At 71.2% G+C, this 14,781-nt stretch carries 13 protein-coding genes and 1 pseudogene; 3 read left to right on the top strand and 11 right to left on the bottom strand.

The annotated features are described in order from the left end of the window. Window positions 1–47 precede the first annotated feature (47 nt). A complete protein-coding gene (locus tag OHA91_RS17285; protein WP_031147762.1) occupies window positions 48–536 on the top strand; it encodes a DUF3180 domain-containing protein in 489 nt (162 codons plus the stop codon). Here the strand turns inward: OHA91_RS17285 and OHA91_RS17290 are convergent. The 7 genes from OHA91_RS17290 to dacB all read right to left on the bottom strand — a co-directional run bounded on the left by OHA91_RS17290 (window position 533) and on the right by dacB (window position 8,762). Continuing rightward, window positions 533–862, bottom strand: a complete 330-nt coding sequence (locus OHA91_RS17290; RefSeq protein WP_328739579.1) for a hypothetical protein — start codon at window positions 860–862, stop codon at window positions 533–535. The genes OHA91_RS17285 and OHA91_RS17290 overlap by 4 nt on opposite strands. A 320-nt stretch (window positions 863–1,182) precedes the next feature. After that, window positions 1,183–1,791 (bottom strand): GTP cyclohydrolase I FolE, encoded by a 609-nt coding sequence (gene folE / locus OHA91_RS17295; RefSeq protein ID WP_031147761.1) that lies wholly within the window; start codon window positions 1,789–1,791, stop codon window positions 1,183–1,185. Between the two features lie 105 nt (window positions 1,792–1,896). Then, a complete protein-coding gene (ftsH, locus tag OHA91_RS17300; RefSeq protein ID WP_266498857.1) occupies window positions 1,897–3,921 on the bottom strand; it encodes an ATP-dependent zinc metalloprotease FtsH in 2,025 nt (674 codons plus the stop codon). A gap of 202 nt (window positions 3,922–4,123) precedes the next feature. Continuing rightward, entirely contained in the window at window positions 4,124–4,684 is a 561-nt protein-coding gene (gene hpt / locus OHA91_RS17305; protein WP_030228417.1) for a hypoxanthine phosphoribosyltransferase, read from the bottom strand. 65 nt (window positions 4,685–4,749) lie between these two features. Further along, window positions 4,750–5,820, bottom strand: a complete 1,071-nt coding sequence (tilS, locus tag OHA91_RS17310; protein WP_031147759.1) for a tRNA lysidine(34) synthetase TilS — start codon at window positions 5,818–5,820, stop codon at window positions 4,750–4,752. A gap of 309 nt (window positions 5,821–6,129) precedes the next feature. After that, a complete protein-coding gene (locus OHA91_RS17315) occupies window positions 6,130–7,281 on the bottom strand; it encodes a zinc-dependent metalloprotease (protein WP_031147758.1) in 1,152 nt (383 codons plus the stop codon). A gap of 38 nt (window positions 7,282–7,319) precedes the next feature. Further along, on the bottom strand, window positions 7,320–8,762 hold the full coding sequence (gene dacB / locus OHA91_RS17320; protein WP_037631712.1) for a D-alanyl-D-alanine carboxypeptidase/D-alanyl-D-alanine endopeptidase: 1,443 nt from the start codon (window positions 8,760–8,762) through the stop codon (window positions 7,320–7,322). Between the two features lie 163 nt (window positions 8,763–8,925). On the opposite strand from dacB, the gene OHA91_RS17325 reads away from it, so the two are divergent. Together OHA91_RS17325 and OHA91_RS17330 are read left to right on the top strand one after the other, a co-directional pair. Further along, the gene (locus OHA91_RS17325) at window positions 8,926–9,420 is read left to right on the top strand and encodes an inorganic diphosphatase (protein ID WP_008742522.1); all 495 of its coding nucleotides are present in this window, start codon (window positions 8,926–8,928) and stop codon (window positions 9,418–9,420) included. Between the two features lie 178 nt (window positions 9,421–9,598). After that, the gene (locus OHA91_RS17330) at window positions 9,599–11,242 is read left to right on the top strand and encodes a threonine/serine exporter family protein (RefSeq protein WP_031147753.1); all 1,644 of its coding nucleotides are present in this window, start codon (window positions 9,599–9,601) and stop codon (window positions 11,240–11,242) included. A gap of 147 nt (window positions 11,243–11,389) precedes the next feature. Here the strand turns inward: OHA91_RS17330 and OHA91_RS17335 are convergent. The 4 genes and pseudogenes from OHA91_RS17335 to OHA91_RS17350 form a co-directional block, all read right to left on the bottom strand. Further along, window positions 11,390–12,067 (bottom strand): annotated as a pseudogene (locus OHA91_RS17335) (DedA family protein); the annotation flags it as partial. Between the two features lie 117 nt (window positions 12,068–12,184). Continuing rightward, window positions 12,185–12,943: a MerR family transcriptional regulator gene (locus tag OHA91_RS17340; protein WP_031147749.1), complete on the bottom strand. Its 759-nt coding sequence runs from the start codon at window positions 12,941–12,943 to the stop codon at window positions 12,185–12,187. Between the two features lie 76 nt (window positions 12,944–13,019). Next, complete coding sequence (locus tag OHA91_RS17345; protein ID WP_266498866.1) at window positions 13,020–13,802, bottom strand: ABC transporter permease; 783 nt, start codon at window positions 13,800–13,802, stop codon at window positions 13,020–13,022. Further along, on the bottom strand, window positions 13,799–14,731 hold the full coding sequence (locus tag OHA91_RS17350; protein WP_031147743.1) for a daunorubicin resistance protein DrrA family ABC transporter ATP-binding protein: 933 nt from the start codon (window positions 14,729–14,731) through the stop codon (window positions 13,799–13,801). The genes OHA91_RS17345 and OHA91_RS17350 overlap by 4 nt, the downstream gene beginning before the upstream one ends. Window positions 14,732–14,781: the final 50 nt, after the last annotated feature.

The raw sequence follows: 14,781 nt of genomic DNA on the forward strand, positions 1-14,781 counted from the left end.
AGCCTGTGGACTGCTGACGGACTGTGCGGAAGGCGGGGAGCGGGCAAGTGAAGCAACTGAGGCCGGGGGTCCTGGCGGGCATCTTCGTGGTCGCCGGGGTCCTGTCCTGGGCCGGCGCCCGGCTGTGGAACGCGTACGGCACCCTGCCGGGCGTTCCGCTGGCCGCGCCGATCGTCCTGGGGGCCATCGCCGTGGTGCTGCTGGCCACCGCGCTGTCCCTGAAGGCCCGGCTCAAGGCCCAGCGGGAGCGGCGCCCGGGCGCGAAGGGCGTGGAGCCGCTGATGGCGGCCCGCGCGGTGGTCTTCGGGCAGGCCAGTGCCCTGGTGGCCGCGCTGGTGGCGGGCATGTACGGCGGTGTGGGGGTCTTCCTGCTGACGGACGCCCTCGACGTCCCCGCCCGCCGCGACCAGGCCTGGTACGCCGGCTTCTCGGTCCTCGCGGGCATCGCGGTCATCGCCGCCGCGCTCTTCCTGGAGCGCGTCCTCAAACTCCCCGAGGACGAGGACCCCACCGCGGAAACCCCCGCCCGGGCCTAGGCCGTCTCTTTCGGGATCAGGCCTCCCACGGGGCGCGAACCAGATGCCCGAGAAGAAACGACACGGACCCGAAAGCCGGGTACATCCCGGCCGAGGTAACCGGAAGGCCTCGTCACGGCTTCCAGCCGCGCGGAAAGCCCTGTGACGCGGGTCAGTGAGTCCGCATACTTCGCAGCGAACGCCTCGTCGTTGACCACCAGGGACACGTAGTTCTTGCCCACCGTGCCGTCGGAGCACGTCGCCCCGACCAGGTAGCCGAACTCATAGCCGGGCTGGATCGAAAGCCGTACCCGACACAGTTTGCGAGCCTGCGACCAGGCCACCACGGTGCCGACGGCGTCACGCGCGTGCGTCCATCCGTCGGGAGTCCAAAGAAGCTGATCGGGAGCACGGCGAAGGTCGCGTGGTCCGTAGTGACGTCGACGAGGGCACGCGTCTTGGCCACTCGCACATCGGTGACCTCGGTCTGTTCGGTTCGGCCTTCCCGCAAGGTCCATAAGCGATCTCCCGGGCGCACATCGCGCGCCCGCAGCCGCCCGCCAACGGCATTCACCGTCTGCTTGCTCGGCACGCCCCACTCCGTCGGTCCCCCTCCGTGAACTGAAGTTGCGGAGGGGGACCGTGGCGGACAGCACCGACAATGCGGCTAGCGCGCCATGATGAGGCTCATCGCCTCGGCCCGGGTGGCCGTGGCCCGGAGCTGGCCGCGAACTGCGGACGTGGTCGTCTTGGCGCCCGGCTTGCGGATGCCACGGACCGACATGCACATGTGCTCGGCCTCGACCACGACGATGGCGCCGCGCGCGTCGAGGATCTCCATCAGGGAGTCCGCTATCTGGGTCGTGAGGCGCTCCTGCACCTGCGGTCGGCGGGCGTAGACCTCCACGAGCCGGGCAAGCTTCGACAGGCCCGTGATCTTGCCATTCTCCGCCGGGATGTAGCCGACGTGCGCGACACCGTGGAACGGCAGCAAGTGATGCTCACACAAGGAAACGATCTCGATGTCCTTCACCAGGACCATCTCGTCATGTCCAAGGTCGAACACCGTCGTCAGAACATCCTCCGGCTTCTGCCACATGCCGGCCAGGATCTCCCGGTAGGCGCGCGCCACGCGGGCCGGGGTCTCCAGGAGTCCCTCGCGGTCCGGGTCCTCGCCGACCGCGATCAGGAGTTCGCGGACGGCCGCCTCCGCGCGCTTCTCGTCGAACTCGCCGATCCTGCCCTCGTCACCGGTCAGGGTCACTGGGTCGGTCATCTCATCCTCGTTCCTGTCCGCACACGCGGTCGTACAAATGTGCCGCGCCCCCCAGGCTAGAACCTGGGGGGCGCGGCTTCCATTCCGGGTGGGTCGACCCTCCGGTTACTCGGGGCGGTCCTCCGGGGCCACCTCGATGCCCTTCTCCGTGGAGACCGGCGCGACGGCGGACGTGCCGTTCGCGGCGTTCGTCAGCTGCAGCTCCTTGGGGGAGAGCACCGGCGGGCGGGTGGAGGGGGTGCGGCGGGAGGATCCGGTCCACGCGGGGCGGGCCGGACGCTTGACGATGGTCGAGAAGATCTCGGCGATCTCCTCCTTGCCCAGCGTCTCCTTCTCCAGCAGCGCGAGGACCAGGTTGTCGAGGACGTCGCGGTTCTCGACGAGGATCTCCCAGGCCTCGTTGTGCGCGGTCTCGATGAGCTTCTTGACCTCTTCGTCGACCAGCGCCGCGACCTCTTCCGAGTAGTCCCGCGGGTGCGACATCTCGCGGCCCAGGAACGGCTCGGTGTTGTCGCCGCCGAACTTGATCGCACCGAGACGCTCGGTCATGCCGTACTGCGTGACCATGGCCCGCGCCGTGGCGGTGGCCTTCTCGATGTCGTTCGCCGCGCCCGTGGTCGGGTCGTGGAAGACCAGCTCCTCGGCCGCGCGCCCGCCCAGCATGTACGCCAGCTGGTCGAGCATCTCGTTGCGCGTGGTCGAGTACTTGTCCTCGTCGGGCAGGACCATGGTGTAACCCAGGGCCCGGCCGCGGGACAGGATCGTGATCTTGTGGACCGGGTCGGAGTTGGGTGAGGCCGCCGCGACCAGGGCGTGTCCGCCCTCGTGGTACGCGGTGATCTTCTTCTCGCGGTCCGACATGATCCGGGTCCGCTTCTGCGGGCCCGCCACGACACGGTCGATGGCCTCGTCCAGCGAGTGGTTGTCGATCAGCTTCTTGTCCGAGCGGGCCGTGAGCAGCGCGGCCTCGTTCAGGACGTTGGAGAGATCGGCACCGGTGAAGCCGGGCGTGCGACGGGCGACTGCACCCAGGTCGACGTCCGGGGCGACCGGCTTGCCCTTCTGGTGGACCTTGAGGATCTCCAGACGGCCCTGCATGTCGGGACGGTCGACCGCGATCTGCCGGTCGAAGCGGCCCGGGCGCAGCAGCGCCGGGTCGAGGATGTCGGGCCGGTTCGTGGCGGCGATCAGGATGACGCCGCCCTTCACGTCGAAGCCGTCCATCTCGACGAGCAGCTGGTTGAGGGTCTGCTCGCGCTCGTCGTGGCCGCCGCCGAGGCCCGCACCGCGGTGCCGGCCGACGGCGTCGATCTCGTCGACGAAGACGATCGCCGGGGCGTTGGCCTTGGCCTGCTCGAACAGGTCACGGACACGCGAGGCGCCGACGCCGACGAACATCTCGACGAAGTCGGAACCGGAGATCGAGTAGAAGGGCACACCGGCCTCGCCCGCGACGGCACGCGCCAGCAGGGTCTTGCCGGTGCCGGGCGGGCCGTAGAGGAGCACGCCCTTGGGGATCTTGGCGCCGACGGCCTGGAACTTCGCCGGCTCCTGGAGGAACTCCTTGATCTCGTGGAGTTCCTCGACGGCCTCGTCCGAGCCCGCGACATCGGCGAACGTCGTCTTCGGGGTGTCCTTGGTGATGAGCTTGGCCTTGGACTTCCCGAAGTTCATGACTCGGGAGCCGCCGCCCTGCATCTGGTTCATCAGGAACAGGAAGACAACGACGATGAGGACGAAGGGCAGGAGCGAGAGCAGCACGCTCAGGAACGGGCTGGTCTTGTCCGGCGTGACGGAGTACCCGTCCGGAATCTGACCGGCGTCGTACTTGGTCTGGAGGCTCTGGGCGAGCTGGACGCCCTGATCCCCGATGTAGTTGGCCTGGAACTTGGTGCCGTCGTGCTTGCCGAGCTTCTGGCCTTCGCTCAGCTCGATCTTGATCATCTGGCTGTCGCCGGTGGTCAGCTTGGCTGTCTCCACCTGGCCAGTGTTGATCGCCTTGATGACCTCGCTGGTGTCCACCGACTTGTAGCCGCCGCCGGAGCCGACGACATTCATCAACACGACCACGGCGAGGACGGCCAGCACGATCCACATGACCGGCCCACGGAAGTATCGCTTCACGTCCATCCATACGGGGCGCCAGGCACCCCGTCCCTCCTGCCCGTAGGTAAATGCTGCTGTGTGAGTAAAGACTGTTCTTCGGAATGTACCCCTGAATTGTCACCCGCGGCCCGTGGGACGGGTGACAGACCCGCCTTCCCCTGCTCCAACGGCGGGAATCGCCCCCAGGTTCCCCGGTCGGACCGGGGATTCCGGGGGCGGGGCGGGGTCAGCCGCCGTAGACGTGCGGGGCGAGGGTGCCGACGAACGGCAGATTGCGGTACTTCTCCGCGTAGTCGAGGCCGTAGCCCACGACGAACTCGTTGGGGATGTCGAAGCCGACCCACTTCACGTCGATCGCGACCTTCGCGGCCTCGGGCTTGCGCAGCAGCGTGACGACCTCGAGGGAGGCCGGCTGGCGGGAGCCCAGGTTCGACAGCAGCCAGGACAGCGTCAGACCGGAGTCGATGATGTCCTCGACGATCAGGACGTGCTTGTCCTTGATGTCGGTGTCCAGGTCCTTGAGGATCCGCACCACACCGGAGGACTGGGTTCCGGCGCCGTACGAGGACACCGCCATCCAGTCCATGGTGAGCGGGGTGGACAAGGCGCGCGCCAGGTCCGCCATCACCATGACGGCGCCCTTGAGCACGCCGACGATGAGCAGGTCCTTGCCCGCGTACTCCGCGTCGATCTTCGCGGCCAGCTCGGCCAGCTTCGCGTCGATCTCTTCCTTGGTGATGAGCACCGACTGGAGGTCGCTGCCCATGTCCTTCTCGTCCACCCGCATCACTTTCGTTGTCGGCCGGGGCTCCGGGGTGTCCCCCGGAGGACTCAGCCGTGTTTCAGCACCAATCAGCCCTGCCGGATGACAAGTCTGCCACCCTGCCGCTGGGCCTCCACCCTGCCGGGCAGGTTGATGGCGCCCTGACCGCGCCATCCGGTGATGAGGCGGTCGACTTCCTCGATGTGGCGGGCGAAGAGGGAGCCCGCGGGGGAGCCGGCGGCGACGACGGCCCGGCGCAGCACGCGGCGGCGGACGGCCGGGGGGAGGGCGTACAGCTTGGCGCACTCCAGGCGGCCGTCCTCGTCGCGTACGCCGCGGTCGGCCTCGGCGGCCCAGGCGTCCAGGGCGTCGGCGTCGTCGCGGGAGAGCTGGGCGGTGCGGGCGAGGGCCTCCACGACGCCCTTGCCGAGCGCCTTCTCCAGGGCGGGCAGTCCCTCGTGGCGCAGGCGGGAGCGGGTGTAGGCGGGGTCCATGTTGTGCGGGTCGTCCCAGACGGCCAGGGACTGGACCATGCACGCCTTGCGGGCGGTCTGCCGGTCGACCTGGAGGAAGGGGCGGCGGTAGCGGTGGGTGCGGCCGGGGCCGCCGGGCCCGCCCGAGACCTCGGGCATGCCGGACAGCGAGCGGATGCCGGAGCCGCGGGCGAGTCCCAGCAGGACGGTTTCCGCTTGATCGTCCCGGGTGTGGCCGAGCAGCACGGCGGCGGCGCCGAGGCGGTCGGCGGCCTCGTCCAGGGCGCCGTAGCGGGCGTCGCGGGCAGCGGCTTCGGGGCCGCCGTCACGGCCGACACGCACGGCGACGGACTCCACCGGGTCGAGGCCGAGGGCGGTCATGCGGGTGACGACCTCGGCGGCGCGCTGGTCGGAGCCGTCCTGCAGTCCGTGGTCGACGGTGATGCCGCCGGCCCGGATGCCGAGTTTGGGGGCCTCGAAGGCGAGGGCCGAGGCGAGGGCCATGGAGTCGGCGCCGCCGGAGCAGGCGACGAGCACGAGTGGCGGGGTGCCCGCGCCGGTGCGACGGTCGGCACGGGGGATACCTCCGGACGGGGTCCGGGGGAGGTCGGTGAGCTCGGTGAGGACGTCGTGGAGTACGCGGCGGACCGCCAGGCGTATCGCCGCGACCGCAGGATGGGGACCCATGTCCGGTGCCCTTCGATGGAGTTCGGATGCCTCGGAGGCTTCGGGTGGTGCGCTGGGGGGCGCTCGCCCGGCCGCCCCCGCGAACGGAGAGGATGTCACTCAGAGTGCGTCGATGGTGACAGAGCCGAGCCGTTCCCCGAGCATCGCACGCCCTTCTACGGCTCACGGTCCCTCGGACGGGTGATGCTGCTTCCCCCAGTGAGACATGTTTAGGCCTCTCCGTCACGTGTGGCGCGGGTGAACGCGGGGGAAGCGGCGAGGCCGTGCGGGGCCGGCCCGCCGGCGCGCGGCGGGCCCGTGCTCCCGGCGTCACCCCTCCCGGTTCTCTCCGCCCCCCTCGCTCCCCTTGCCGTGGACCCGGGCCACCCAGTCCGCGGGCCGGTCGATCTCCGCCTTGGTGGGCAGTGTGTTCGGTGAGGTCCAGACCCGGTTGAAGCCGTCCATGCCGACCTGGCCGACGACGGCCCGCACGAAGCGCTCGCCGTCGCGGTACTGGCGCAGCTTGGCGTCGAGGCCGAGCAGCTTGCGCAGGGCGGCGTCGAGCCGGCCGGCCCCGCTGGCGCGGCGCTGCTGGAACTTCTCGCGGATCTCGGCGACCGAGGGCACCACCTGGGGACCGACCCCGTCCATGACGAAGTCGGCGTGGCCCTCCAGGAGGGACATGACGGCGGTGAGGCGGGCGAGGATCTCGCGCTGCTCGGGGGTCTGCACGAGCTCGACGAGGGAGCGGCCCTCGTCCCCGTGCTCGGCGTCCGGGCGGGCGCCGGCGAAGGACTGGGCGGCTTCCCGGATGCGTTCGAGCACCGTCATCGGGTCGACTTCGGTGGCGCCGAGAAACGTCTGGATTTCGCCTTCGAGGTGGGCGCGCAGCCACGGGACGGCCGTGAACTGGGTACGGTGCGTCTCCTCGTGCAGGCAGACCCACAGTCGGAAGTCGTGCGGGGCCACCTCCAGCTCGCGCTCGACGTGCACGATGTTCGGGGCGACGAGCAGCAGCCGGCCGCCCGCCGCGCCGGCCGGCAGGTCGCGGGAGACGGGCGCGAAGGTCTCGTACTGCCCCAGGACCCTGGAGGCCAGGAAGCTCAGCAGCATGCCCAGCTCGACGCCGGTGACCTTGCCGCCGACCGCGCCGAGGACGGCTCCGCCGGGGGCGCTCGCGCGGCGGTCCTGCATCTTGCCGAGGAGCGGCATGAGCAGCTCCCTGAATCCGGCGACGTTGGCCTTGACCCAGCCGGCCCGGTCGACGACCAGGACGGGGGTGTCGGGGACGGAGGCTCCTTCGGGGATCATCCGGGTGAACTCGCGCACGTGCCGTTCCGAGGTCCTGGCGTGCCCGCGCAGCTCGGCGACGACGGCCCGCGCCTCGTCCCGGGTGACCTCCGGGCCGGGCCGTACCAGCCGGGTCGCGGTCGCCACCGCGAGGTTCCAGTCGACCATCTCCGCACCACTGATGCTCGTCATGCGTCAACCGTACGTGGGCGAGCCGTCCGGCGGACCCCCTACGGAGCGCCCGCGACGGCAGCGGCCAGCTTGTCGAGGCCCTTCTCGGCGCCTTCGGGGCCGGGGCTGTTCGCCGTCAGGAAGGCGAAGGCGAGGAGCCTGCCGGTGGAGTCGACGACGGTGCCGGACAGGGAGTTCACTCCGGTGAGGGTGCCGGTCTTGGCGCGGACCAGGCCGGCGGCCGGGGAGGTGCCCGCGTTGCGGGCGCGCAGGGTCCCGGTGAATCCGGCGACGGGCAGCCCGGTCAGGACGGGCCGCAGCTGCGGGTGCCGGGGGTCGGCCGCCTTGGCGAGCAGGCCGGTCAGCAGGCCGGCGCTGACCTTGTCGGCGCGGTTCAGGCCGCTGCCGTCGGCGAAGCGGGAGCCGGTCATGTCGATGCCGAGGCCGGCGAGCCGGGCGGCCACGGCCTTCTCGGCCCCTTCGAAGCTGGCGGGCTGTCCGGAGGCGAGGGCGGTCTGCCGGGCGAGGGCCTCGGCGATGTCGTTGTCGCTGTTGGTCAGCATCCGCTCGACGAGCCCGGCCACCGGGGTGGACTGGGTGACGGCCAGCGGCTGGGCGCCGGCGGCGGCCTTGGCCCGGGCGGGTTCCCCGGTGACCTTGATGCCGCGTTCGGCCAGCAGGGTGCGGAAGGCGCGGGCGGCGGCCCTGGCCGGATCGTCGGTGCGGTCCACGGGCCCGGAGGTGGAGTCGTCGGGGCGGCCCTCGTCGGCCGCCAGGGCGGTCACGGGGGCGATGTTGGGGTTGACGCCGATCGGGTGCCGGACGGGGCCGGTGTAGAGGCTGTCGTCGTACCCGAGGGTCACGGTGTCGGTGCCGGCGGCCTTGAGGGCCTGGGCGGTGTCGGCGGCGAGGGCGACGAGGCTGCCGCCGGATCCGGCGGGGCTCTTCTTCTTCGCGGTGAGGGAGGGGTCGCCGCCGCCGACGAGGACGACCTGGCCGGGGGTGGCGCCGGGCACGACGGTGGTCCTGATCCGGTGCTCGGGCCCGAGGGCGGCCAGTACGGCCGCCGCGGTGGCGATCTTGACGGTGGAGGCGGGGGTCATGGCGTCCCGGGCCCCGGACTCGTAGAGCACCTGCCCGGTGGCGGTGTCCACGACGGAGGCGGTACGGACGGTGCCGAGCGCCGGGTCGGCCAGCAGCGGCTTCAGCCTGGCGGCCAGCGCGTCGGACGGCGTGGCCGCTGCGGCCTGCCCCCGCGGGACGCCGGGGCCGACGGCGCCGAGCACTCCGGGGGCGCTGGGCGCGGCCTGCGGGAGGGGTCCGGCACCGGCCGTGCCGCCGTGATCTGCGCCACCCGTACGGCCCCAGGAGGCGGCCCTGTCCCGCTCGGCCTTACGCTGGCCGGAGTCCCATGGACCGGCGGCGGTCACCGCTGCCACCGACAGGGCGAGGCCGGCGACGGCCGCACCCGCGGTGAGCTGCCACGTCTTGACCAATGGCACCTCGGACCAGCCCCTTTCGCGATCACACATATGCGTGAGGGACACTTAACCACTGCGTCTTGCCGCGAGCATGGCACCCCACCCGACAGGGACGGGCCGGACGCGCACGCAGTTGAATCAATGCCGTCTCGAAGCAATGAAGCTGATCATGGAGGAGCAGGACGTGGAGTTCGACGTCACCATCGAGATCCCCAAGGGTTCGCGGAACAAGTACGAGGTGGACCACGAGACCGGCCGGATCCGTCTGGACCGTCGCCTCTTCACCTCTACCAGCTACCCGGCCGACTACGGCTTCGTCGAGAACACCCTCGGCGAGGACGGCGACCCGCTGGACGCGCTGGTCATCCTTGACGAGCCGACCTTCCCGGGCTGCCTGATCAAGTGCCGCGCCATCGGCATGTTCCGCATGACGGACGAGGCGGGCGGCGACGACAAGCTGCTGTGCGTGCCGGCCTCCGACCCGCGTGTCGAGCACCTGCGCGACATCCACCACGTGTCCGAGTTCGACCGCCTGGAGATCCAGCACTTCTTCGAGGTCTACAAGGACCTGGAGCCGGGCAAGTCGGTCGAGGGCGCGAACTGGGTCGGCCGCACCGAGGCCGAGGCCGAGATCGAGGCCTCGTACAAGCGCCTGGAGGCGCAGGGCGGCCACCACTGAGCTCACGCTCGGCGGTGACGGGCCGGGGCACTGCTCCGCGCCCCCCGTGACATGGCGGGCGGCATCCCCTCGGGGGATGCCGCCCGCCGTCGTGTTCCCGGGCCGGGGAACCAGGTTTCGACGGGGAGGAAACGGTTCCGCATACTGATACTCCGGGTGATCACGAACTGGAGGACGCGTGGCGGAGGCCGACGGGGCGGAGGACAGGAAGCCCCAGTCCGACGAAGCGCACAGCGCCTTCACGCCGCCTGCCGGCATCGAGCCGGAGGTGTCCGGCGACGACCAGCCCACCTCGGAGTTCGTCCGCCCGCCGAACACCGGACCGGTCCCCCCGGAGCCGGAGGGCTCGGCGTTCGCCGCGCCGGCCACCTACAGCGCCGCGCAGTCCCCGCCCGCCTACACCCCCGGCCAGGGCTTCCCCGTCGCCCAGATGAAGGAGTCGCCCTGGCAGGACCGCATGCGCACGATGCTGCGCATGCCGGTCGACGTGCGCCCCGTACCGGACCTCGTGCAGCGGCCGAGCGAGGCGGGGCCCGCCGTGGGCCGCGTACTCGACCTGACGCTGCGCATCGGCGAGCTGCTGCTGTCGGGCGGCGAGGGCTCCGAGGACGTGGAGGCCGCGATGTTCGCCGTGGCCCGCTCCTACGGGCTGGACCGCTGCGAGCCGACCGTCACCTTCACCATGCTGTCGATCACGCACCAGCCTTCGCTGGTCGACCACCCGGTCTCGGCGAGCCGGACGGTGCGCCGCCGGGGCACCGACTACACCCGCCTGGCGGCCGTGTTCCGGCTGGTGGCCGACATCAGCACACCGGACACCGACATCTCGCTGGAGGAGGCCTACCGGCGCCTCGCCGAGATCCGGCGCAACCGGCACCCGTACCCCACGTGGGTGCTCACGGCGGCCGCCGGGCTGCTCGCCGGGGCCGCCTCGATCCTGGTCGGCGGCGGGGTGCTGGTCTTCTTCGCGGCCGCGCTCGGCGCGGTCCTCGGGGACCGCCTCGCCTGGCTGTGCGCCGGGCGCGGGCTGCCGGAGTTCTACCAGTTCGTGGCCGCCGCGATGCCGCCGGCCGCCTTCGGGGTGGCGCTCAAGCTCGCGGAGATCGAGAACATCAAGGCCTCCGCCGTGATCACCGGCGGGCTGTTCGCGCTGCTGCCGGGGCGGGCCCTGGTCGCGGCCGTGCAGGACGGCCTGACGGGCTTCTACATCACCGCGGCCGCCCGGCTCCTGGAGGTCATGTACCTCTTCATCGGCATCATCATGGGCGTGCTGGTCGTGCTCTACCTCGGGCTCCAGCTGGGCGCCTCGCCCAAGCCGGAGGAGGTCCTGCAGATCACCCAGCGGCCGCTGATCCAGATCGCGGCGTCGATGGTGCTCGTCTTCACCTTCGCGATCCTGCTCCAGCAGGAACGCTCCACGGTGTGGATCGTGACCCTCAACGGCGGGGTGGCCTGGGTGACCTTCGGGGCGCTGCACTACGCGGGCGGGATCCCGCCCGTGCCGTCCACCGCCATCGCGGCCGGGCTGGTGGGCCTCTTCGGGCAGCTCTTCTCCCGCTACCGCTTCGCCTCGGCCCTGCCGTACGTCACGGCCGCCATCGGGCCGCTGCTGCCCGGCTCGGCGACGTACTACGGGCTGCTGCTGATCGCCGAGGACCGGCTCAACGAGGGGCTTGGCTCCCTGGTGAACGCCGCGGCCATCGCGCTGGCCATCGCGATCGGGGTCAACCTGGGGTCGGAGACCTCCCGGCTGTTCATGCGCATCCCCGGTGCGGCGAGCGCCAAGGGCCGTGCCGCGGCGAAGCGGACCCGCGGCTACTGACGGCACCGACCGTGCCGGCGGCCGCCGACGGCCCTCGCTCCGGGTGCCGGACACGCGGAACGGGCCGCACCCCTGCCCCGGCGGGGCGGGCGTGCGGCCCGTTCGACGCGTGCGGTCTCAGCGCTTGGCGTGGCGCCCGCGCTGGCCCGGGGACTGCGGGCCGGTGCCGTCGGCGGCGACCGCCTCCGCGGCCTGCCCGGCGTTCGCCTTGGACTCCTTGCGGGCCTTCAGCACCTCGAAGACCACCGGGATGACCGAGACGAGGACGATGCCGACGAGGATCGGCTCGACGTTCGTCTTGATGAACTCGATCTGGCCGAGCCAGTAGCCCGCGATGGTGACGCCCGCGCCCCAGCCGATGCCGCCGATGACGTTGTAGGTCAGGAAGGTGCGGTACTTCATCGTGCCGGCGCCCGCGACCATCGGGGCGAAGGTGCGGATGATCGGCACGAAGCGGGCGAGCACGATGGCCTTGGGGCCGTGCTTGTCCATGAACTCGTGCGCCTTGTCCAGGTTCTCCCGCTTGAAGAGCTTGGAGTTCGGACGGTTGAAGAGCTTCGGCCCGAAGTACTTGCCGATCATGTAGCCGACCTGGTCGCCGATGATGGCGGCGGCGACGATCAGGGTGCAGACCAGCCACAGCGGCTGCTTGATGTACTGCCCGTCCGCGACCAGCAGGCCCGCGGTGAAGAGCAGGGAGTCGCCGGGAAGGAAGGCGAAGAGACCCGACTCGGCGAAGACGATGACCAGGATGCCGATCAGACCGAAGTGCGAGATCAGGTAGTCCGGGGACAGCCACTCAGGGCCGAGCGCAAGCGTATACACGGGTTCCGGGCTCTCCTGGATCGAGGGGAAGTGCCGATGGGGGCGTTTCAATTATCAACGCACACGACCCCCGCCCGGTTCCAGGTACCGGCGGGGGTCGTCCGCGTGATGCTCCGTTTACACGTTGCGCACGCCGTTCGCGAGGATCGCGTCGCGCAGGTGCGCGGCGAAGCCCGGCTTCATCGCGTCGTAGAACGCCGTGAAGCGCTCGTCCGCCACGTACATCTCACCGAGGCACGTGTGCATCTCGTACGGGCAGTCGTAGAACCACTTGTGGATGTGCAGGCGGTGTTCCTCGGCCAGGTCCATCGCGCGCTCGCCGTCGGCGGGCTCGCCCGCGTCCATGGCCGCCACGTACCGGCGGCCCCATTCGGCGGACTCGTCCTGGATCCGCTGCCAGTCGTCCTTCGTGTACGAGGCCGCCCGGCGCTGCGACTCGGCGTACGCCTCGGTGTCGCCCCAGCGCTCCTCGACCTCCTGCGCGTGCTGCTCCGGGTCCTGGTCCCCGAAGACCTCGAACTTCTCCTCGGGCGTGAGGTTGATGCCCATCTTCTTCGCCTCCATGGCGTGCTCAACGGCCTTGGCCATCTGCTGGAGCCGGGCGATCCGGTCGGTCAGCAGGGCATGCTGCCGGCGCAGATGCTCCTGTGGGTCCGATTGCGGGTCGTCCAGCAGGACCGCGACCTCGTCGAGGGGGAAGCCGAGCTCCCGGTAGAACAGGATCCGCTGCAGCCGGTCCAGGTCGGCGTCGTCGTACCGCCGGTGTCCCGCGCTGCTGCGGCCGCTCGGGGAGAGCAGGCCGATCCCGTCGTAGTGGTGCAGGGTGCGCACCGTGACCCCGGCGAAACCGGCGACCTGGCCCACGGAGAAGCCCATTTCTTCCCTCCTCTGCTCGGGTACGCCCTTCACTGTGGTTCCTCACGCCGCGTGAGGTGCAAGTCCTCTTCGGCGGCTACCTGCTCAGGCCCCGGTAGCGGCCCACCGCCAGCGGGAAGAAGACCGCGAGCAGCAGGAGCGGCCAGGCGACCGCCAGCAGGGCCGCGTGGTCGGCGGCCCATGACGGGGGCGCCGCGGCCGGGTTGCCGAACAGGTCGCGGACGGCGGTGGCCGTCGCCGAGAGCGGGTTCCATTCCACCACCGCGCCCAGCCAGCCCGGCATCGACTCCGGCGTGGCGAACGCGTTGGACAGGAAGCCCACCGGCCACACCAGGATCTGCACCGCCTGCACCAGCTCCGGTCGGCCCGCGACCATGCCGAGCCAGATCCCGATCCACAGCATCGCGAAGCGCAGCAGCAGGAGCAGCCCGAAGGCCAGCAGGGCGGCGGCCGCGCCGCCGTGCCAGCGCCAGCCGAGCAGCAGCCCGACCCCGGCCAGGACCAGCAGTCCGACGGCCGACTGGAGCATGTCGGCGACGCTGCGGCCCACCAGGACCGCCGAGGAGGACATCGGCATGGCGCGGAAGCGGTCGATCACCCCCTTGTTCAGGTCCTGGGTGACGGCCGTCATGGTGGCCTCCAGCCCGAAGGCCATGGTGAGGGCGAGCATCCCCGGGACCAGGAACTCGACGTACTCGCCGTCGATGCCGCGGCCGCCGCCCACCAGGAAGCCGAACATCAGCAGCATCATCACGGGGAAGACCAGGCCGACGAGCATCTGGACCGGCTGGCGGGCCCAGTGCGACAGCTCGCGCCGGGTCATCGTCCAGGAGTCCGGGACCACCCATGCCGCGCTCATGCGGCCACCTCCTCGCGGTCGGTCAGGTGCAGGAAGACCTCGTCCAGCGTGGGGCGCCGGACGGCGAGGTCGGCGGCCTCGACGCCCGCCTCCTCCAGCGTCCGCAGGGTCCGGGCCAGGCCCGCCATGCGGTCCGCCACCGGGAAGCTCAGGGTCAGGGTGTCGGGGTCGACGGTGGGGTCGGGCAGCAGCCGCGCGGCCTCCGCCAGCCGGGCGGCGTCCCGCAGGACGACGACGATCCGGTCCGCCCCGACCAGGGCCTTCAGTTCGTCGGCCGTGCCCTCGGCCGCGACCCGGCCGCCGTCGATCAGGGCGATCCGGTCGGCCAGCTGGTCGGCCTCCTCCAGGTACTGCGTGGTGAGCAGGACGGTGGTGCCGCCGCCGACCAGGGAGCGGACCGCGCTCCACACCTCGGCGCGGCCGCGCGGGTCGAGGCCGGTGGTCGGCTCGTCCAGGAAGAGCACCTGCGGGTCGGTGATCAGGGAGGCGGCGAGGTCGAGGCGGCGCCGCATGCCGCCGCTGTACTGCTTGACCGCCTTGCGGCCGGTGTCCGCGAGGCCGAAGCGCTCCAGCAGTTCGTCGGCGCGCCGTCCGGCCCGGCGGGCGCCCAGGTGGTGGAGGCGGCCGAACATCTCCAGGTTCTGCCGGCCGGCCAGTTCCTCGTCGAGCGCGGCGTGCTGGCCGAGCAGCCCGATCCGCGAGCGGACGGCCGCCGGGTCCTTGCGCACGTCGTGGCCCGCCACCCGGACCACCCCCTCGTCGTGGCGGAGCAGGGTGCTCATGATCCGCACGGCCGTGGTCTTGCCGGCGCCGTTGGGGCCGAGCACCGCGTGCACGGTGCCGGGCGCCACCTCCAGGTCGAGCCCGGCCAGGGCCTGCTTGTCGCCGTAGCGTTTGTGGACACCTTCGACGGAGATCGCCAAAGCCACTCCCCACCCATCACTAGTCAAATTTGATTACCGCGAGCCGCAAAGGTAAT

The organism is Streptomyces erythrochromogenes (assembly GCF_036170895.1).
GTDB classification, from domain to species: Bacteria; Actinomycetota; Actinomycetes; order Streptomycetales; family Streptomycetaceae; genus Streptomyces; species Streptomyces erythrochromogenes.

Coding starts and splice junctions, on each gene's coding strand:
- tilS (WP_031147759.1), bottom strand. CDS start 5,820: ATGGGTCCCCATCCTGCGGTCGCGGCGATACGCCTGGCGGTCCGCCGC.
- OHA91_RS17315 (WP_031147758.1), bottom strand. CDS start 7,281: ATGACGAGCATCAGTGGTGCGGAGATGGTCGACTGGAACCTCGCGGTG.
- OHA91_RS17345 (WP_266498866.1), bottom strand. CDS start 13,802: ATGAGCGCGGCATGGGTGGTCCCGGACTCCTGGACGATGACCCGGCGC.
- OHA91_RS17340 (WP_031147749.1), bottom strand. CDS start 12,943: ATGGGCTTCTCCGTGGGCCAGGTCGCCGGTTTCGCCGGGGTCACGGTG.
- hpt (WP_030228417.1), bottom strand. CDS start 4,684: ATGCGGGTGGACGAGAAGGACATGGGCAGCGACCTCCAGTCGGTGCTC.
- ftsH (WP_266498857.1), bottom strand. CDS start 3,921: ATGGACGTGAAGCGATACTTCCGTGGGCCGGTCATGTGGATCGTGCTG.
- folE (WP_031147761.1), bottom strand. CDS start 1,791: ATGACCGACCCAGTGACCCTGACCGGTGACGAGGGCAGGATCGGCGAG.